The sequence below is a fragment of the Herbaspirillum sp. WTB6 genome, from assembly GCF_057457785.1.
Map to the genome: position 1 here is coordinate 2,458,946 of NZ_CP176522.1, position 18,118 is coordinate 2,477,063.

At 64.4% G+C, this 18,118-nt stretch carries 14 protein-coding genes and 1 tRNA gene; 4 read left to right on the forward strand and 11 right to left on the reverse strand.

Annotated elements, in window-relative coordinates; genetic code table 11:
- Window positions 1–69: 69 nt before the first annotated feature.
- The 7 genes from pth to ACK2VC_RS11560 all read right to left on the reverse strand — a co-directional run bounded on the left by pth (window position 70) and on the right by ACK2VC_RS11560 (window position 6,577).
- A complete protein-coding gene (gene pth / locus ACK2VC_RS11530; protein ID WP_486730498.1) occupies window positions 70–666 on the reverse strand; it encodes an aminoacyl-tRNA hydrolase in 597 nt (198 codons plus the stop codon).
- Window positions 667–936: 270 nt separating this feature from the next.
- Window positions 937–1,578 carry a 50S ribosomal protein L25/general stress protein Ctc gene (locus ACK2VC_RS11535; RefSeq protein ID WP_486730499.1) on the reverse strand — a complete coding sequence of 214 codons (642 nt, stop codon included), beginning with the start codon at window positions 1,576–1,578 and terminating at the stop codon, window positions 937–939.
- A gap of 270 nt (window positions 1,579–1,848) precedes the next feature.
- The gene (locus ACK2VC_RS11540; RefSeq protein ID WP_486730500.1) at window positions 1,849–2,799 is read right to left on the reverse strand and encodes a ribose-phosphate pyrophosphokinase; all 951 of its coding nucleotides are present in this window, start codon (window positions 2,797–2,799) and stop codon (window positions 1,849–1,851) included.
- Window positions 2,800–2,988: 189 nt separating this feature from the next.
- A tRNA-Gln gene (locus tag ACK2VC_RS11545) sits at window positions 2,989–3,065 on the reverse strand.
- An 82-nt stretch (window positions 3,066–3,147) separates the two neighbouring features.
- A complete protein-coding gene (gene ispE / locus ACK2VC_RS11550; RefSeq protein ID WP_486733224.1) occupies window positions 3,148–4,014 on the reverse strand; it encodes a 4-(cytidine 5'-diphospho)-2-C-methyl-D-erythritol kinase in 867 nt (288 codons plus the stop codon).
- A gap of 20 nt (window positions 4,015–4,034) precedes the next feature.
- Window positions 4,035–4,673, reverse strand: a complete 639-nt coding sequence (lolB, locus tag ACK2VC_RS11555; protein WP_486730501.1) for a lipoprotein insertase outer membrane protein LolB — start codon at window positions 4,671–4,673, stop codon at window positions 4,035–4,037.
- Between the two features lie 131 nt (window positions 4,674–4,804).
- A complete protein-coding gene (locus ACK2VC_RS11560; RefSeq protein ID WP_486730502.1) occupies window positions 4,805–6,577 on the reverse strand; it encodes a tetratricopeptide repeat protein in 1,773 nt (590 codons plus the stop codon).
- 192 nt (window positions 6,578–6,769) lie between these two features.
- Between ACK2VC_RS11560 and mutM the strand changes: the two genes are divergently transcribed.
- From mutM to mutY, 3 genes are read left to right on the forward strand one after another with little or no spacing between them, the layout of a single operon-like run.
- Complete coding sequence (gene mutM / locus ACK2VC_RS11565; RefSeq protein WP_486730503.1) at window positions 6,770–7,591, forward strand: bifunctional DNA-formamidopyrimidine glycosylase/DNA-(apurinic or apyrimidinic site) lyase; 822 nt, start codon at window positions 6,770–6,772, stop codon at window positions 7,589–7,591.
- Window positions 7,592–7,644: 53 nt separating this feature from the next.
- Window positions 7,645–9,582 carry a dynamin family protein gene (locus tag ACK2VC_RS11570; protein ID WP_486730504.1) on the forward strand — a complete coding sequence of 646 codons (1,938 nt, stop codon included), beginning with the start codon at window positions 7,645–7,647 and terminating at the stop codon, window positions 9,580–9,582.
- Complete coding sequence (gene mutY / locus ACK2VC_RS11575; RefSeq protein WP_486730505.1) at window positions 9,582–10,703, forward strand: A/G-specific adenine glycosylase; 1,122 nt, start codon at window positions 9,582–9,584, stop codon at window positions 10,701–10,703. The genes ACK2VC_RS11570 and mutY overlap by 1 nt, the downstream gene beginning before the upstream one ends.
- Before the next feature lie 19 nt (window positions 10,704–10,722).
- Here mutY and ACK2VC_RS11580 read toward each other — a convergent pair whose 3' ends face one another.
- From ACK2VC_RS11580 to ACK2VC_RS11595, 4 genes are all read right to left on the reverse strand, one after another.
- Complete coding sequence (locus ACK2VC_RS11580) at window positions 10,723–11,799, reverse strand: GGDEF domain-containing protein (protein ID WP_486730506.1); 1,077 nt, start codon at window positions 11,797–11,799, stop codon at window positions 10,723–10,725.
- A gap of 181 nt (window positions 11,800–11,980) precedes the next feature.
- The gene (locus ACK2VC_RS11585; protein ID WP_486730507.1) at window positions 11,981–12,610 is read right to left on the reverse strand and encodes an LON peptidase substrate-binding domain-containing protein; all 630 of its coding nucleotides are present in this window, start codon (window positions 12,608–12,610) and stop codon (window positions 11,981–11,983) included.
- 59 nt (window positions 12,611–12,669) lie between these two features.
- Window positions 12,670–13,533: an RNase adapter RapZ gene (rapZ, locus tag ACK2VC_RS11590; RefSeq protein WP_486730508.1), complete on the reverse strand. Its 864-nt coding sequence runs from the start codon at window positions 13,531–13,533 to the stop codon at window positions 12,670–12,672.
- Between the two features lie 31 nt (window positions 13,534–13,564).
- Window positions 13,565–16,726 carry an error-prone DNA polymerase gene (locus ACK2VC_RS11595; RefSeq protein WP_486730509.1) on the reverse strand — a complete coding sequence of 1,054 codons (3,162 nt, stop codon included), beginning with the start codon at window positions 16,724–16,726 and terminating at the stop codon, window positions 13,565–13,567.
- Between the two features lie 114 nt (window positions 16,727–16,840).
- Here ACK2VC_RS11595 and ACK2VC_RS11600 point away from each other — a divergent pair, with 114 nt between their 5' ends.
- The gene (locus ACK2VC_RS11600; protein WP_486730510.1) at window positions 16,841–18,004 is read left to right on the forward strand and encodes a PA0069 family radical SAM protein; all 1,164 of its coding nucleotides are present in this window, start codon (window positions 16,841–16,843) and stop codon (window positions 18,002–18,004) included.
- The last annotated feature ends 114 nt before the right edge of the window (window positions 18,005–18,118 follow it).

Genomic DNA, 18,118 nt, shown 5'->3' on the forward strand with positions numbered 1-18,118 from the left:
ACGCCAGCGGCGGCCGCGGCCGGATTTTCGGCAAACGGCAATTGTAACTCCCGGCGCCGTCCCGGCCGCCTATTTGGCCGGGTGCGCGGCCGAGTGCAGCCGCATCATCGCCGCCTCGAATTTCCCTTCGCACAAGAGCGGCAGCACCTCCAGGCTGCGGGCGACGGCTTCGTCGATCAGCAACTGCTCCTCGCGCCGCGGCCGGTGCAGCACGTAGTCGACCACCGGCTGTTGCACGCCGACGGTGCGTGGGTGGCCGATGCCGATGCGCAGGCGCCAGTAGTCTTGCGTGCCGAGCGCGGCCGTGATGTCCTTCAGGCCGTTGTGGCCGCCGGAGGAGCCGCCTTTCTTGATCTTGGCGGCGCCCGGCGGCAGGTCGAGTTCGTCGTGCACCACCAGGATTTCATCGGCGCCGATCTTGTAGAAGCGCGCCAGCGCGCCGACCGACTGGCCGGAGCGGTTCATGTAGGTTTGCGGCTGCAGCAGCCAGACCTCGGCGCCGCCGATGACGGTCTTGGCTGCCAACGCCTGGTAGCGCGCCTCGCGCTGCAGGCGGGCGCCGGTCTGGTCGGCCAGCGCGTCGACCAGCCAGAAACCGGCGTTGTGGCGGGTTTGTTCGTATTCCGGGCCGGGGTTGCCGAGGCCGACGATGAGGCGGATGGACATGGGCGTTGGGAAGGAAAATGGCGATTATCAGGGATGGACGGCGGATCGTCCAATGTGCTCTTCCCCTGGCTTCATTTCGCTACCGCAGTTTAGTGGGAGTATGTTTTATACGAGCAAATTTTATAAGTGGAATCGATGTTGAATTATGGGAGTATGTGATCTGGCAGGAAGTCTGGAATCTCAAGCCAATGCCAGCGGGCAGAAAAAAGCCCGCCGTTTGCACGGCGGGCTCTCTTTGTCCGGTGCCGGCCGCAAGGGCCGGCGGCCGGATTACTTCTTCTCGGCTGGCGCGGCAGCACCGGCCGCTGCTGCCGGTGCGGCGGCGGCTTCCGCTTCAGCTTCCACCTTGCCGGCCGGGATCGAGGCGTTGGCGACCGTCAGATCGTCTTCACCGGCGCGGGTGACGGCGGTGACGCCGGCCGGCAGCTTGAGTGCCGACAGGTGGATCGAATGGCCGACTTCCAGGCCGGACAGGTCGACTTCGATGAATTCCGGCAGGTCTTTCGGCAGGCACGAGACTTCGAGATCGACCAGCACGTGGTTGATGATGCCGCCCGACAGCTTGACGGCCGGCGAGGCTTCGGCATTCACGAAGTGCAGCGGCACCTTGACCGTGATCTTCTGGCTGGCATCGACGCGTTGGAAATCGACGTGCAGCACCAGTTGCTTGTAGGCGTGCATCTGGAAATCGCGCAGCAGGACCTGCTCCACCTTGCCGTCCATTTCGAGATCGAGGATCGAGGAGTGGATCGCTTCCTTCTTCAGCGCATGGTACAGCGCGTTGTGGTCAAGCGAGATCGAAACGGGTGCGGTCGTGCCGCCATAGATGATGCCCGGCGTCTGGCCCGCAGTGCGCTGGCGGCGGCTCGCTCCGGACCCCAGCTCAGTGCGTGGAAATGCAACGATTTTCATTTTGAAGCTCCAGTTAAGTAAGACCGGACTGCGTCTTACGGTGAAAATCCCCCGCGACCAGGGGATTTGAAAAACCGCTCCGGAAGGAACGGTGTGGTAATCATCTTTGCCTGTCGTTCCCGCGTAGGTGGGAACCCAGTGTCGTTCATGGTTGCTCGACCGGCGTTTCTGCGGGAGCCAACCTTGTGTGACCTTTTCTGATTTGTTGGGGACAGAGTAGCTCGGCGCGCTGCGGCGCCTCACAAACTCTGTCCCGCAATTGATAAGTTTTTAATCCGCAAACAGCATCATTACCGAATCGCCCGTGCTGATGCGCTTGAAGGTCTCGGCCAGCAGCTTGGCGCAGCTCAGCTGGCGAATCTTGCTGCAAGCTGCGGCAGCGGCGGACAGCGGGATGGTGTCGGTGACCACCAGTTCGTCCAGCGGCGAATTGGCGATGCGCTCGATCGCCGGGCCGGACAATACCGGGTGGGTACAGTAGGCGATGACTTTCTGCGCGCCGCGCTCCTTCAATACCTCGGCAGCCTTGGTCAGGGTGCCGGCGGTATCGACCATGTCATCCATGATCACGCAGTTGCGGCCTTCGACTTCGCCGATGATGTTCATCACTTCCGAGACGTTCGCTTTCGGGCGCCGCTTGTCGATGATCGCCAGGTCGCAATCGAGGCGCTTGGCGAGAGCCCGCGCGCGCACCACGCCGCCGACGTCGGGCGAAACCACCAGCAGATTGTCGTGGTGCTTGGCGACCAGGTCGTCCAGCAGGAGCGGCGAGGCGTAGACGTTGTCGACCGGAATGTCGAAAAAGCCCTGGATCTGGTCGGCGTGCAAGTCCATGATCATCACGCGGTCGACACCGGCTTCCTGCAGCATGTTGGCCACCACCTTGGCCGAGATCGCGACCCGCGCCGAGCGCGGCCGCCGATCCTGGCGCGCATAGCCGAAGTAGGGGATGGCGGCGGTGATGCGGCCGGCCGAGGCGCGTTTCAGCGCATCGACCATCAGCATCAGTTCCATCAGGTTGTCGTTGGTCGGCGCGCAGGTCGATTGCAGCACGAACACATCCTTGCCGCGCACGTTTTCATTGATTTCGACCATCACCTCGCCGTCCGAGAACTTGGAAACGAGGGCCTTGCCGAGCGGGATGCCGAGGTGCTTGACCACTCCCATCGCCAGTTCCGGATTGGCATTGCCGGTAAAAACCATCAGGTTTTCAATTGACATGGAGAGTCCTAAGCGGGGTCGTTGATCGAGGCGAGAGCGGCGGGCGGGGGATATGCGAAACGGTTCGTGTATCTGCCACTGGCTGATCTGCTAACTATTTGGGTCGTGACGTGAGATATGTTTGCCTGCTGCCTGACGTTGTCAAACCGGGGCGCGGCCGGGGCACGACTGACTTGCACTTGCAATTAATGGCAGGGGAACAAGGATTCGAACCTTGGAATGCTGGAATCAAAATCCAGTGCCTTAACCAGCTTGGCGATTCCCCTACACAACCGGGTGTTTGCCGCAGCCTGATGCCGCGTCAAACCAATTCAATTCTGTACTTCAAGTCCTTCTCTGCAAACCGTGCTACCGCGGCAGCCAGTCAGCCAGCGGATGGCGCTGCATGCTGCGTGCTTTCCATGCCTTCCAGCGCGACGGCACCTGCTTCAGTACCTGGTCTGCCTGCCGCTCGTTTTCAAACGGACAAAAAACGCAGGCGCCGGAGCCGGTCATTCTCGCATTTCCGTGCGCGGATAGCCATTCTATGGCTTCGGCGACAACCGGAAAGCGCTGGCTGGCCACGACTTGCAGGTCGTTTTTCCCGAAGCTTTCCGGGCTTCTGGAAAAGTCCGATATTCTGACCGGTTTGGAGTCCCTTGTCAATTCCGTTGCGCCAAATATTGCCGCGGTCGGAATTGTGACGCCCGGTTCGATCACCACGAACCAGCGTTCCGGGGTCTCCAGCACCTGCAGCGCCTCGCCGATTCCTTCCGCGAAGGCATTGCCGCCGCATAAGAAGAACGGCACGTCGGCGCCCAGCTGCAGCCCGAGCGCCATCAGCTCGGCGCGCGTCAGGCCGGTTTGCCACAGGCGATTCAGGGCGATCAGCGTGGTGGCGGCATCCGACGAGCCGCCGCCCAGGCCGCCGCCTTGCGGCAGGCGCTTGTCGAGCGCGATGCTGGCGCCGGGCACGGCCTGGCCGCGCGCAGCGGCTGCCGCTTGCAGCAGGCGCGCCGCGCGCATGCACAAATCGCTGTCCTCCGGCACGCCGGGCAAATCCGTGGTGCGACGAATGATGCCGTCGTCGCGCCGTTCGAAATGCAGCAGGTCGCCGTGGTCGAGCAACTGGAACACCGTTTGCAGCAAGTGGTAGCCGTCGGCGCGGCGGCCCACCACATGCAGGAACAGGTTCAGTTTGGCCGGCGCCGGGCAGTCGTTCAGCGCGGCCGGCATGCTGTGGGTGCTGACCGGCGTCATCGCGCTTGCCAACTGTCGATCAGGATGCGGATCATGACCGGGCCGGCGTTGTCCTCCGTCCCGCTGTCGTTGCGTTCGAGGTCGATGCGCCGGGGGTGGGCAGCACCGCTGCCGTTATGGTCCCAGTCGGCATACTCGATGCGCCAGCCGTTGCTGCGGACGGTCGCGCCCGGCGTGCGCGGCACCGCCTGGCGCTGGCCGCCGGGAGCCAGCACGAAACCCTGCAGCCAGTCGCGCATGCCGGCCACCGGCAGCGGCCAGCCCAGCGTCTGGCTGGCGAGCGCATCGACATCGGTCGCCACGCGCGGCGGCTGGTTGGCTTGGGTCAGGCTGGCGGCGAGCGGCGTAATGTCGAGGCGGGCGATGGTCTGGCCCAGCGGCGACAGCAGGATCAGTTCGGTGCGCTGCGGCGCCTGGTCCCAGGTAAAGCTGCCGTGCACCGCTTCGTCCTTGCCGTTCTGCTGGTAGCGCAGCGACAGCCGGCCGCCCAGTTCGATTGCATCCAGGTAGGTCGGCGCCGGGCCGCCGGCGACCGGCGGTGGCGGCGCCAGGCTGGCACAGCCGGCCAGCAGCAAGGTAGCCAGCAGAGCCGCGCCGCGCCGCAGGCGTGCGCCGGCGCAAATGAGAGCTGTCACGCTTCTGGATGGAATCGATACTTGAGGGGGTATGCCTGAAAATGCGCCATTTTCGCAGGATTTTCGAGCGGCATTAAAAATACCCATGTCAGTATGTGCTGTGATCGGGATTCGGCACTGGCGTCACCCAGCTACAGTTGCACGTGCAGCCGCGCCAGCGTGCTCTTCAGCGCATCATTTTGCGGGTCCTTGGCGCGCGCGTCGCGCCACAGTTTCTGCGCGGCCTCGCGCTGGCCCTTGACCCACAGCACTTCGCCCAGGTGCACGCCGATTTCGGCATCCGGTTGCAGCGCATAGGCGCGCCGCAGGTATTCTTCCGCCTCCTGCAGCTTGCCGAGCCGGTATTGCACCCAGCCCATGCTGTCCAGGATGAACGGATCGTCCGGCGCCAGTTGCAGCGCCTTTTCGATCAGTTGCAGCGCTTCCGGCAGGCGCAGGTTCCGATCCGCCAGCGAATAGCCAAGGGCGTTGTAGGCATGCTGGCTCTTGGGCGCCAGTTCGATCACCTTGCGCAGTGCGCCTTCCATGACGTCGAGCTTGTCGAGCTTTTCGGCCAGCATCGCATAGTCGTACAGCAGGTCGGTATTCTCCGGGGCGCGCTGCACCGCGTTTTGCAGCAGCGCCAGCGCTTCCGGCACGCGCCCGGCGTCGCGCAGGATCTGGCCTTCGGCCAGCGTCACCTGGGTTTGCTCGCGCTCGCCTTCGGTCGGGATTTCCTCCAGGATCTTGCGCGCCTCGTCGACGTCGCCGCGCGCCGCCACCAGTTGCGCGCGCCGGATCTGGGCGCCGACATAGGCCGGGCCGGGTTCGATCTGGCCCAGCCATTTGAGAGCGGCGTCGGTATCCTTGCGCTCCTGCGCGATCTGCGCCAGCAGCAGCAGCGCCTGGGTCGGGTCGCGCGCTTCATCCGGCTGTGCGGTCAGGATCTGGATATACGAAGTCAGGTAGCGCTCGGCGGCCAGGTAATCGTCAAGCTGGGTGCACAGCACCCCGAGCGCGAACAGGGTGGTCAAATCCTTGGGGTCGGATTTCAGCAGGGTGGCGAACTCGGCGCGCGCCTCGCGGTACAGTTTTTGTTCGGACAGCACGCGCGCATAGGCCATCCGTGCCTCGCGCGCCTTTGGGTAGCGCTGCAGGAAGGCCGCCAACTCGCGCGCGGCGGTGGCCTTGTCGGCGGCGACCTGGGCCAGCGTCAGAACCGCCAGTTCTGAGTCGGGTTTGGCCGCCAGCGCCAGTTGCGCCTCGTGCGTGGCGCGCGCGCCGTCGCCATTTGAAAAAGCGGCCTGGGCCAGCGCCAGGTGCGCTTCCGGCAGCACCAGGTAGGGCGTCACCAGTGCTTCCAGCATGGAAAACGCCGCCGCCTTGTCCTTGGCGCGTGACAGCGTGCGCTGCACCTGCAGGATCATCACGCCGCGGCTTTGCGGGCTGGCCTGCTGCAGCCGTGCGGCCAGGATCGGCTGCGCTTCTTCCGGGTTGTCGCTCAGGATCACGAAGCCCAGGTAGTATTGCGTCGCCTGCTCGGAGTCCGGCGCCAGTTCGCGCCACAGCCGTACCGCCGCCAGCGCCTCGGCCGGGCGGCGCGAACTCAGGGCCACTTCCGAGGCACGCTGCGCCAGGCGCGGGTCGCGCGTCTGCTGCGCCAGCGCCAGCAGAGTCACGTAGGCGGACTGCGAGTCGCCGCGCTGGAAGGCGAGTTCGGCGGAAAGCAGCTTGACCATGATATCCGGCGTCAGGGCCACGCTGGGCAGCTTGACCGGCGGCTTCCTGACTTCGGCCTTTGCCGCCTCCGGCGCCGGGCTGGGAGCGGCGGCGACCGGTGCTGCCGCGCTGGTGGCGGGCGGTTGTAACTGTGCGCAAGCCGGCAGCAAAAGCGAGAGCGTTACAATGGCGGCGATGTTTTTCAAGAGAAGTCCCGACTGTTCTGCGAAGATTGATTTTACGCTGAAGCCACCGCCCGGCCCAGCGGCAAAACGGGTGCACATGCCTGACGGCGGCGGCTATATTATGCCTGCAGCCATCGGTCGTTGGCGCCCGCTGCGCTGCCGTGCCAAGGGTGCCGTGGCGCACCGTCTTCGTTTCGTTTCCTGATTTTTCCCATGCCTGAATTGCCGGAAGTTGAAGTCACGCGGCGCGGTGTCGCGCCACATTTGCAGGGGCGGACCGTGAGTGCCGTGGTATTTCGCCACAGCGGCTTGCGCTGGCCGTTTCCGGCCGGGCTCGAGCACAGCTTGCGCGGACAGCCGATTCTCGGTACCGGCCGGCGCGGCAAATACCTGCTGATCCGGTTTGCGCATGGCACCCTGATCGTGCATCTGGGGATGTCGGGGCGGCTGCGCATCCTGGCGGCGCAAACGCCGCCGCAGAAGCATGATCATTTCGACCTGGTGATCGGCGCGCAACTGATGCGCCTGACCGACCCGCGGCGTTTTGGCGCGGTGCTGTGGCATCCGGCGGCGGCCGGGCCGGTGGAGGAGCACCCGCTGCTGTGCGAGCTGGGCGTCGAGCCGCTGGAAGACGGATTTTCTGCGCAACTGCTGTACCGGGAGACGCGTACGCGCAGCGCGCCGATCAAGCAGGTGTTGCTGGCAGGCGACATCGTGGTCGGCGTCGGCAACATCTACGCTTCGGAAAGCCTGTTTCGCGCGCGCATCGACCCGAAGACGCCGGCGCGGCGCATCGGCTTGGTGCGCTATGCGCGGCTGGAGCTGGCGATCCGGGAAATCCTGGCGGCGGCGATCGAACAGGGCGGCAGTACGCTGCGCGACTTCATCGGTGCCGATGGACAATCCGGCTATTTTCAGCAAAGCTACTTCGTGTACGATCGGGCCGGGCTGCCGTGCCGGGTATGCGGCGGCGCGGTGCGCCAGTTGAAACAGGGGCAGCGGTCGACGTTTTACTGCGCGCATTGCCAGACCTGAGGCGGCTGCAGCATCTGGCGCGAGGCAATCGCGGCACAGCGAATGGGGAAAAAGTGAGCGATCTGATTCAGCAGTTCCAGCAATACAGCGACTGGCGCGAGCAAGTGGCGGCGGCGTTGCGGCGCTACCAGGCCTGGGGCCGGCAAACGGAATTGACGGACGCGGCCGGCGATGCGCACATCGAACGCATGCTGGCGCGCCTGCAAAACGACAAGCTGACGATCGCCTTCGTCGCCGAGTTCTCGCGCGGCAAATCGGAGTTGATCAATGCCATCTTTTTTGCCGACTATGGCCAGCGCATCCTGCCCTCGGCCGCCGGCCGTACCACGATGTGTCCGACCGAACTGCTGTACGACGAAACCCTGCCGCCGTCGATCCGCCTGCTGCCGATCGAAACCCGCAGCGAAACGCAATCGACTTCCGACTTCAAGGCGCAAAGCCAGGCCTGGACCGTGCTGCCGCTGGATATCGCATCCGGCGACGGCATGCTGGAAGCATTCCTGCAAGTCAGCCTGACCAAGCGGGTGCCGGCCGACGAGGCGCAAAGCTACGGCCTGTACGATGCCGCCGACCCCGACCATGCGCAGGCGGCCGATGCCGACGGCATGGTCGAGATTTCGCAGTGGCGCCACGCGATCATCAATTTTCCGCATCCGCTCTTGAAGCAGGGCCTGGTGATCATCGATACGCCGGGCCTGAACGCGATCGGCACCGAGCCGGAACTGACGCTGAACCTGATTCCGAATGCGCATGCGGTGCTGTTCATCCTGGCCGCCGACACCGGAGTCACGAAGAGCGATATCGAAGTCTGGCGCGACCACATCGGCGGCGGCGCCGGCCGCATGGTGGTGCTGAACAAGATCGACAGCATGTGGGACGAGCTGCGCTCGGCGCAGGAAGTCGAGGCCCAGATCGAGCGCCAGGTCGTCAGCGTGGCGCAGACGCTGGATCTGTCGCCGTCGCAGATTTTCCCGGTGTCGGCGCAAAAAGGCCTGGTCGGCAAGATCAACCGCGACGCCGCACTGCTGCGTAAAAGCCGCCTGACCGCGTTGGAGAGCGCGCTGTCGGCCGAGCTGATTCCGCACACCTCGGACTTGATCCGCGCCCAGTTGGCTGCCGACTTCGCCGCCCTCGCCAGCGGCCGGCAGGCATTGCTGGCGGCGCGCGCGCGCAGCGTGCTGGAGCAGTTGCTGGAACTGAAAAGCCTGCGCGGCAAGAACCAGACCATCATCAACCACATGATGAAGCGCATCGAAGTCGAAAAAAGCGAGTTCGACGGCAGCCTGCTGAAACTGCAAGGCACGCGCACCGTGTTTTCGCGGCTGTCGACCGAGGTGTTCACCAGCCTCGGCATGGATATGCTGAAAGCCAACATCGCGCACACGCGCGACGCGATGAACCGCAGCCGCTTCACCTCCGGCTTTCGCGCCGCGGTCAGGGAATTCTTCGAGCAGATGCAGCACAACCTGACGCTGTCGGGCCAGAAAACCGATGAAATCGGCGAAATGATGAGCGTGATGTACCGCAAGTTCTCCACCGAACATGGCCTCGCCCTGTCGACACCGATGCCGTTTTCGCTCGACAAGTATCGCCAGGAAATCGCCATGATCGAAGGCGTGTACCAGCGCCAATTCGGCACCGCAGTGGTGATGACGACCCGGCAGGTGGTGCTGATGCAGAAGTTTTTCGATTCGATCGCGTCGCGCGTCAAGCAGAGTTTCCTGCAGGCCAACCGCGATGTCGAAGCCTGGCTGAAAGTGGTGATGGCGCCGCTCGAGACGCAGATCCGCGAGCATAAGAAACAGTTGAAGCAGCGCATGCAATCGATGGAGCGGATTCATCTGGCGACCGACAGCCTGGACGAAAAGGTGCAGGCGTTCGAGCAGATGCAAGCCGGCCTGGAACAGCACAAGAGGATGCTGGCGGCGCTGGAGACGGAGCTGAACCAAATCATCGGGGTCGCGCGCCAGCCCTCCAGAGCGGTCGCCTGATGCGACGGATGGCCGATGCGGCGGCCGCTTTGCCGGCTGCGGAGGAATTCGCCGATCCATCCTTTTCCAGCGCCATCGTTGCCTGGCAACGGCAGCATGGACGTCACGCGCTGCCGTGGCAAGACACGCGCGATGCCTACCGCATCTGGCTTTCCGAAATCATGCTGCAGCAAACCCAGGTGGCGGCGGTGATTCCGTACTACCAGCGCTTCCTGGCGCGTTTTCCCGATGTCGCCGCGCTGGCTGCGGCGCCAGTGGCAGAGGTGATGGCGCATTGGAGCGGCTTGGGCTATTACTCGCGCGCACGCAACCTGCATCAATGCGCGCAACGCGTGGTGCAGCAATACGGCGGCAAATTTCCTTCCGATCCGGCCTTGCTGGCCGAGCTGCCCGGTATCGGGCGCTCCACCGCGGCGGCGATCGCGGCATTCTCCTGCGGCGTGCGCGCGGCCATCCTGGACGGCAACGTCAAACGGGTATTCGCGCGGGTATTCGGGATCGACGGCTATCCCGGCGACAAACCGGTCGCGGACCTGATGTGGCAGCGCGCGCTGGCCTTGCTGCCGGAACACGGGATTGAAGCCTACACGCAGGGCTTGATGGATCTGGGAGCGACATGTTGCAAGCGCAGCAAGCCGTCGTGCGAGCGCTGCCCGCTGCGTTCGCGCTGCGTTGCGCTGGCCGCAGGGCGGGTCGATCAATTGCCGCAGCGTAAGCCGGCCAAAGTCCGTCCGGAAAAACGGGTGGCGATGCTGGTGGTGGTCGACCGCGCCCAGGTATTGCTGATGCAGCGGCCCGATAGCGGTATCTGGGGCGGCTTGCTGTCGCTGCCGGAGCTGGATGCGGAGCCAATCGCGGCTGCGGCCGTGCCGTCGCCGGCATTGATCCAGGCCCTGGCGCCGTTCGGCAGCATCGCCGGCTGGGAAGCGTTGGCGCCGTTTTCCCATGTCTTTACGCACTTCAAATTGCATGTGGTGCCGTACCGGATCAGCCTGCAGCGGCGCGCCGATATCGCCGGCCAGTTGCCGCATGTCTGGTATGACACGGATCGGCTGGCGCAGGCGCCGCTGCCGGCGCCGGTGAAGAAATTGCTGCTGCAAACGCTGGGCGGAGCCGCCTGATCGCCATCAGGCCTGCACTTCAGTCGATCCATTCGACCCGGTTGCGGCCCAACTGCTTGGCGCGGTACAAGGCCTTGTCGGCGCGCTGGATCAGGGTCGTGATGGGTTCGCCGTGACGATACTGGGCGGCGCCGATCGAGATCGAGATGCGCGGCTGCGCCAGCACATCCTGGCAATCCAGCTGCGACGCCAGCAGCCGCAGCCGTTCCGCGTGCACTATCGAGCCTGGCAAATCGGTATCCGGCAATATCTTCAGAAATTCGTCGCCGCCGTAGCGGCCGAAAATGTCGCTGCTGCGTATGCTGTCGCGCGCCAGGCGGGCGAATCGGCGCAACACCATGTCGCCTGCCAGATGGCCGCTCTTGTCGTTGATTTCCTTGAAATGATCAATGTCGATCAGGCACAGGCAAAACGGCACCGAGGAAAACACCGCGCGCAGTTTGGCCTGCTCCAGTTCGATCTGGAGCTGGCGCCGGTTGTAAAGGCCGGTCAGCTCGTCGCGCGACGCCTGCTTCTCGTAATGCGAAAGCTGGTGGCGCGTAATGTCGAGAATTTTCCGCAATTGCCGGATCTGGTTGCCAACCAGGATCACGCTCGGTAGCACCACCATCAGGACGAACCACTGCAACAGGTCGACAGGCAGATCTTCTGGCCCCGTGTCCAGTCCCCGTAGCAGGATCAGCGCCAGATAGGCGGCCAGGCAGGCCAGCGCCAACAGCGCCAGCGCGGTGGTGGAAAGGCGCGGCGCGCCGAACAGGAACACGGCCAGCACAAATGGCGCGAGCACCACCTGGCTGGAGCGGTCCAGCCAGGCGATGCAATACAGGATCGCGATGGCCGCCATGATTTGCGGAATGACGAGTTGCGGTTCGCGGCTGCGCACGTTCCATCCATAGTGAAAGAGCAGGTAAAAGCACGCGATATCGAAGGCGATCAGGAATGCGGCGGAAATCAGGGCTTGCCAGCGCAAGCTGCCTTCCCGGTAGAAAAACAGCAGGGTCAGCAGATACGCCAGCAGTAGCAGGCTGACGTGGGATATCTTCAGGAAATGCGCAGTGGCTTTGGCCCTTCTGCGATTCGGAGGTTGGGGCGGCATGGGTTGGCGTCATCGGTTGGCATTCCGCGTAACGCCTGCCGCGTCGCTGCGGGGCGTGGGTTATCCGCGAGGCTGATAGCGAGCCATTGCCGTTGTAAGCCAGCCGGCACCGGTCGGCCTTGCGTTAAAACAACAATCTGCAAGAAAATTTTGCCGGCTGGAATCGCCGCCACATCGCCAATCAATGGAGGATGTGGTGCTGCCGCAGGTATTGATCGACGATGGTGAGGCGGCTGGCGGCGTCATCCAGTTCCAGCAGTTTTTGCCTGGCCTTGAGCGGGATCGGCAGGATTTCGCACCAGCGATTGGCTACCCAGCCGGCATCGGAGAATTGCAAGGGGCGAGCGAACGGGCTGCAATAAGAGTTTCGATTCGCATCGGCGACCCGGCCTTTGCTCTCGATCTCGTCGATTATCCGCCGCAGCGTATCCGCGCACGCCTGATGCCGGTCCGGTATGGCGCGCGGCAATTCGGCTGGCAGCAACTCGATGCGCGCTTCCAGCAGTTGCCCCGACAGCTGCTGTTCGAGGATGCGAAAGCGCCGGCTGCCTTCGGCCCGCAGCGTCAACAGGCCATCGCCGTGCATATCCCATTGAACGATATGCGCCAGGCAGCCGACGGCTTCCGGCGTCGCCGCGCCGATTTCCTGGCCCTCCCGGATCAACACGACGCCGAATGGCCGGGCCTGTTTCATGCAGGAACTGACCATGTCGATATAGCGCGCCTCGAATATCTTGAGCGGCAGGATACCGTTCGGAAACAGCACCGCATGCAGGGGAAATAGCGGCAGCCAGGGCGGAAGATCGGGCATGGCGGATTTCAGGAGGAGGGGATGGTGGCGATTCGCAACGTTCCGGACCGGGTTGCGCTTCAGTCCAGCTCCCGATGGCGGCGCACAACCCGTTCGCGGTGCTGGAAATGCTGCGCCAGTTGCTCCACCATGTACACCGACCGGTGCTGGCCGCCGGTACAGCCGACGGCAACCGTCAAGTAGCTGCGATTGTCGTCCTTGAATGCCGGCAGCCATTTTTCGACAAAGCTGCGGATGTCGTTTTGCATCTCGGTCGTCATCGGCAGGGCCTCGAGAAACGCCTTCACCGGAGCATCGCGGCCGGTCATTGGGCGCAGCTTGGTGTCGTAGTAAGGGTTGGGCAGCATGCGCACGTCGAACACCAGGTCGGCATCCAGCGGCACACCGAACTTGAACGCGAACGAAACGAACAGCAAGGTCAGCGACGAGCGTTCGGCCGCAATGAATTCCTTGACCCAGCCGCGCAGCTTGTTGGCGGAAAGGCCGGAAGTGTCGACCACGTGTCCCAGCTCCTCGATCGAACTCAGCATTTCCCGTTCCTGCAGGATGTATTCGGACAGGGTCATGCGATCGGACGGATTCTGGCCCGGCAGCAAGCGGTGCGACAGCGGATGGCTGCGGCGGGTTTCCGAATAGCGATTGATCAGCGATTCGGTCTTGGCGGTCAAGAACAGCACCCGCACATCGTGTCCCTGTTCCTTCAGCCACTGGATGTCGGACGGCAGGCCGGCCAGCGAATCGGCGCTGCGGGCGTCGGTGGCCACCGCCAGCATCTGCGCCCCTTCGCGAATGCGGGTCGCGACCAGCTCGCGCAACAGGGTCGGCGGCAGGTTGTCGACACAGAAATAACCGGCGTCCTCCAGGACGTTCAAGGCGACCGTTTTTCCAGAGCCGGAAATGCCGGTGATGAGGATGATTCGCATGGGGGGATCATACCGCATGCGGGCCAGGCGCTCAGGCGAAATCCCGGCTCGACGTGTGCAGCTTGCCGAGCCAGGGCGAGAGGTCCACCAGCCGTTTCGCGACCAGGTGCCGCACGTTGTCTGTCGACTGCCAGACGCCGTACACGCCCAACAACAACGAAGCCAGCAATTCCTTGCGCTGGCGCTCGACCAGCGCCGGCCAGACGATCACGTTGACCGGCCCGGTTTCGTCCTCGAGCGTGACGAACACCGTGCCGTTCGCGGTCTGCGGCCGCTGGCGTCCGGTGACGATGCCGGCGGCGCGCGCGACCTGGCCGCTGGTAAATGTATTCAGTGTCGCGGCCGGCAGGAATCGCTGCGCCAAGAGCGCTTCCCGCAACAGCGCCAGCGGGTGGCGGCCCAGCGTCAGGCCGAGCGCGCGGTAGTCGCCGAGGATGTCTTCCGCTTCCGACGGCGGCGCCAGCGCCAGCGGCCGTTCACGGATCGGCGCCGGCTGCAGCAAACCCTGGTCGGGAGCGCCGGCCTGCGCCTGCCATAGCGCCTGCCGGCGGTGGCCGGCCAGTGGCTGCAGCGCATTGGCGGCGGCCAGCGCCTGCAGTTCGGCGCGCGTCAATTGCGCGCGCAGGCCGAGGTCGGCGACGTCGGCAAACGGCTGCTGTCGATCCCGCCCTGTGCGCGCCTGCTCGATGCGCATTGCCGCGGCGTGCGTTAGCCCGCCGACCATGTTGAAGCCCAGCCGCACTGCCGGCTGGGCGCCAAGAGCCGGTTCCAGCGCCGCCTCCCAGGCGCTGCCGTGGATGTCCACCGGCCGCACTTCGATGCCATGGCGGCGCGCATCCTGCACCAGTTGCGACGGCGAATAAAAGCCCATCGGCTGGCTGTTCAAGAGCGCCGCCAGAAAAGCGGCGGGTTCGTGGCGCTTGAGCCAGGCGCTGACGTATGCCAGCAGCGCAAAGCTGGCGGCGTGGCTTTCCGGGAAACCGTATTCGGCGAAGCCCTTGGTCTGCTCCACGATGGCGTTGATGAATTCCGGCTCGTAACCTTTTTTTGCCATGCCATCGACCAGCTTCTGGTGATATTTCTCCATGTTGCCCTTGCGCCGCCACGCGGCCATCGAACGGCGCAGGCCATCGGCCTCGGTGGCGGAAAAGCCGGCGGCAATCATCGCGATCTGCATCACCTGTTCCTGGAAAATCGGCACGCCGCAGGTGCGCTCCAGCGCCGGCCTGATTTCGTCCCTGGGGTAGGTTACCAAAGCCGGATTCTGCCGGCGCTGCAAATATGGATGCACCATGCCGCCCTGGATCGGCCCCGGCCGCACGATCGCCACCTGGATCACCAGGTCGTAGAATTCCTTCGGCTTCAGCCGCGGCAGCATGCTCATTTGCGCCCGGCTTTCGATCTGGAACACGCCGACGGTATCGGCTGCGGAAATCATCGCGTACGTGGCCGGATCTTCCTTCGGGATGTCCTGCATGCGGAACGGCGCGCCGCGCCGCGCGCTGACCAGGGCCAGCGCGCGGCGGATCATTGACAGCATGCCGAGCGCCAGCACGTCGATCTTCAGCAAGCCGAGCGCATCGAGGTCGTCCTTGTCCCATTGCACCACGCTGCGCTTTTCCATGGCGGCGTTTTCGATCGGCACCAGCCGCGACAGCTTGCCGCGCGCGATGACGAAGCCGCCCGGGTGCTGCGACAGATGGCGCGGAAATCCCATCAGCGTCAGCGCCAGCGCGGCCCATTGCTGCGCGAGCGGGGCAGCCGGGTCGATCCCGCATTCGGCGAAGCGCTCGGCCAGGTTGCTCTTGCCGTCCCACCAGTGATGCGACTTGGCCACCTGGTCGACGATCGATAGGTCAACCCCGAGCGCGCGGCCGACGTCGCGCAACACGCTGCGCGGCCGGTAGCTGATGACCACGGCCGTCAATGCCGCGCGCAGCCGGCCGTACTTTTCATAGATGTACTGGATCACTTCCTCGCGCCGCTGGTGCTCGAAATCGACGTCGATGTCGGGCGGCTCGTCGCGTTCGCGCGAGATGAAGCGCTCGAACAGCAGCGTGCCGCGCGAAGGGTCGACTTCAGTGATGCCCAGGCAATAGCAGATGGTGGAATTGGCCGCCGAGCCGCGGCCCTGGCACAGGATGCCGATGCTGCGCGCGTGGCGCACGATGTCGTACACCGTCAGGAAATACGGTTCATAGGATTTCTCGGCAATCAGTTGCAATTCATGTTCGAGCTGCTTGCGTATCGCAGCAGGTATTCCTGAAGGAAAGCGTTGCAGCGCGCCGGCATAGGCTTCCTTGCGCAGATAGCTGGCCGGCGTCTCACCCGGCGGCACCAGTTCTTCCGGATATTCGTAGCGTAATTCGTCGAGCGAGAAGCGACAGCGTTGCGCGATCCGCAGCGTTTCTGCCAGCGCAGCCGGCGGATACAGATTGGCCAGCCGCAGGCGCGAGCGCAGATGCTGTTCGGCATTCGGCGCCAGCTCGAATCCGCATTCCGCGATCGGCTTGCCGAGCCGGATCGCAGCAAGCGTGTCCTGCAGCGGCTTGCGCGAGCGCAGATGCATGCAGACATCGCCGGTGGCGACGAGCGGCAAGCCGGTTTGGTGCGCGGCTTGCTCGACCACGGCGCGATGCTGTTCATCGCCGGCGCGGTGCAAGAGCGTCAGCGCGATCCAGGCGCGTTGGGGGAATACGCGCCGCATCCATTCCGCCTGCGGGCGCAAATGCTCGAGGGCGACACCATGCGCCGGCGTCAGGATCGCCAGGCAATCCGGCATGCCACGCAGATGCGCATGGAGCGCTGCCGGTACCGCCAGATCGTCCGGCGTCAGGCGGTAGGCGCCTTTTTCGACGCGCATGCGCGCCAGCGTGATCAGTTCCGCCAGGTTGCCGTAGCCTTCCCGGCTTTGCGCCAGCAGGATCAGCGAAAACGCCGGACTGCCGTCCGCGTTTTCCAGGCGGAACTGGCTGCCGATCAGCAAGGGCAGTTTCAGCTCTTTGGCTTGCACGTGCGCGCGCACCACGCCGGCGAGTGAACACTCATCGGTGATCGCCAGCGCGCCATAGCCGAGCTGCGCCGCGCGTGCCGCCAGCTCCTCCGGGTGCGAGGCGCCGCGCAGGAAGCTGAAGTTGCTGGCGCATTGCAACTCGGCATAGGCGGGGAGGAAGTGGGGAATTGCCGTAGGCATGGCTGAATGAAAATGCTGTCGAAACAGGGGCGGTGCGCGCTTGGAGGAGCGTTTTCCGCACCCTGCATTCATTTTCATTATACTGTGTTTATATACAGTATTTAGGAGTGCCCAATGTCCGATCTGAAATGGGACGCGGGAGTGGAATCCCGGCTGCTCCAGCCGCCGCCCACAGCCCGCAAGGGGCGCGGCGCGGTGTCGAACCTGCAAGGCCGCTATGAATTGCTGGCGCGCGAAGCGTTCGACGACGGCTGGGGCGCCGATGATGATGGAGCCGAGGCGGCGGGCGCGGCGCCGGCCTGGAGAACCCGGGTCACCGAAGAGGACGCCAAGAGCATCCTCTCCCGCAACGCCTCGCCCGACATCCCGTTCAGCGTTTCGCTCAATCCCTATCGCGGCTGCGAGCACGGCTGTATCTACTGCTTCGCGCGACCCTCGCACAGCTACCTCGGCCTGTCGCCCGGACTCGACTTTGAAAGCCGGATTTTTGCCAAGCGCAACGCGCCGCAACTGCTGCGGCGGGAACTCGCGAAACCCTCCTATGTTCCCGAATCAATTGCGCTCGGCGTCAACACCGACGCCTATCAGCCGTGCGAGCGCGACTTGCGGCTGACGCGGCGCATCCTGGAAGTGCTGCACGAATGCGAGCACCCGGTGGCGCTGATCACCAAGTCCGCGCTGATCGAGCGCGACCTCGATTTGCTGGCGCCGATGGCGGCCAAGCGGCAGGCGGCGGTGGCAATCACCATCACCACGCTGGATGCGCACATCGCGCGCACGCTGGAGCCGCGCGCGGCCGCGCCGATGAGGCGGCTGCGCACGGTGCGCACCCTGAGCGAGGCCGGCGTCCCGGTCGGCGTCAGCATCGCGCCGGTGATCCCGTTCGTCACCGAACCCGACCTCGAACGCGTGCTGGCGGCCGCGGCCGACGCAGGCGCCGTCAATGCCAGCTACATCGTGCTGCGCCTGCCGTGGGAAGTGAGTCCGTTGTTCCAGCAATGGCTGCAGGCGCACTTTCCGGAGCGCGCGCAACGCGTGATGAACCGTATACGCGACATGCGCGGCGGCAAGGACTACGATGCCGGCTTCGGCAGCCGCATGCGCGGCGAAGGCGTATGGGCCGAGCTGATCCGGCAGCGCTTCGAAAAGGCGGCTGCCCGCTTCGGGCTGGGAGCGCGCGCGGAAAGTTTCCGCGGCCTGGATGGGTCGCGCTTTCGCCGGCCTGTGGCCGCAACTGGCGATGACAACGGCATGAACGGGCAGTTGGAATTGTTTTAGGCATCGGATGCGCGGACGGGTATTCGTCTCTCGAAGAGAGTATGCTCGTAGAACAATTGATTTACCGGCGGATAAGGTTGATGATTGACGGAGTATATTGGTAGGGCTGGCCCC

What these genes read in the sequence shown, in the direction of transcription:
- ACK2VC_RS11580 (WP_486730506.1), bottom strand. Translation starts at nt 11,799, where the DNA reads ATGCCGCCCCAACCTCCGAATCGCAGAAGGGCCAAAGCCACTGCGCAT.
- rapZ (WP_486730508.1), bottom strand. Translation starts at nt 13,533, where the DNA reads ATGCGAATCATCCTCATCACCGGCATTTCCGGCTCTGGAAAAACGGTC.
- ACK2VC_RS11595 (WP_486730509.1), bottom strand. Translation starts at nt 16,726, where the DNA reads ATGCCTACGGCAATTCCCCACTTCCTCCCCGCCTATGCCGAGTTGCAA.
- mutY (WP_486730505.1), top strand. Translation starts at nt 9,582, where the DNA reads ATGCGACGGATGGCCGATGCGGCGGCCGCTTTGCCGGCTGCGGAGGAA.
- ACK2VC_RS11535 (WP_486730499.1), bottom strand. Translation starts at nt 1,578, where the DNA reads ATGAAAATCGTTGCATTTCCACGCACTGAGCTGGGGTCCGGAGCGAGC.
- ispE (WP_486733224.1), bottom strand. Translation starts at nt 4,014, where the DNA reads ATGCCGGCCGCGCTGAACGACTGCCCGGCGCCGGCCAAACTGAACCTG.
- ACK2VC_RS11585 (WP_486730507.1), bottom strand. Translation starts at nt 12,610, where the DNA reads ATGCCCGATCTTCCGCCCTGGCTGCCGCTATTTCCCCTGCATGCGGTG.
- ACK2VC_RS11600 (WP_486730510.1), top strand. Translation starts at nt 16,841, where the DNA reads ATGTCCGATCTGAAATGGGACGCGGGAGTGGAATCCCGGCTGCTCCAG.
- mutM (WP_486730503.1), top strand. Translation starts at nt 6,770, where the DNA reads ATGCCTGAATTGCCGGAAGTTGAAGTCACGCGGCGCGGTGTCGCGCCA.
- ACK2VC_RS11540 (WP_486730500.1), bottom strand. Translation starts at nt 2,799, where the DNA reads ATGTCAATTGAAAACCTGATGGTTTTTACCGGCAATGCCAATCCGGAA.
- pth (WP_486730498.1), bottom strand. Translation starts at nt 666, where the DNA reads ATGTCCATCCGCCTCATCGTCGGCCTCGGCAACCCCGGCCCGGAATAC.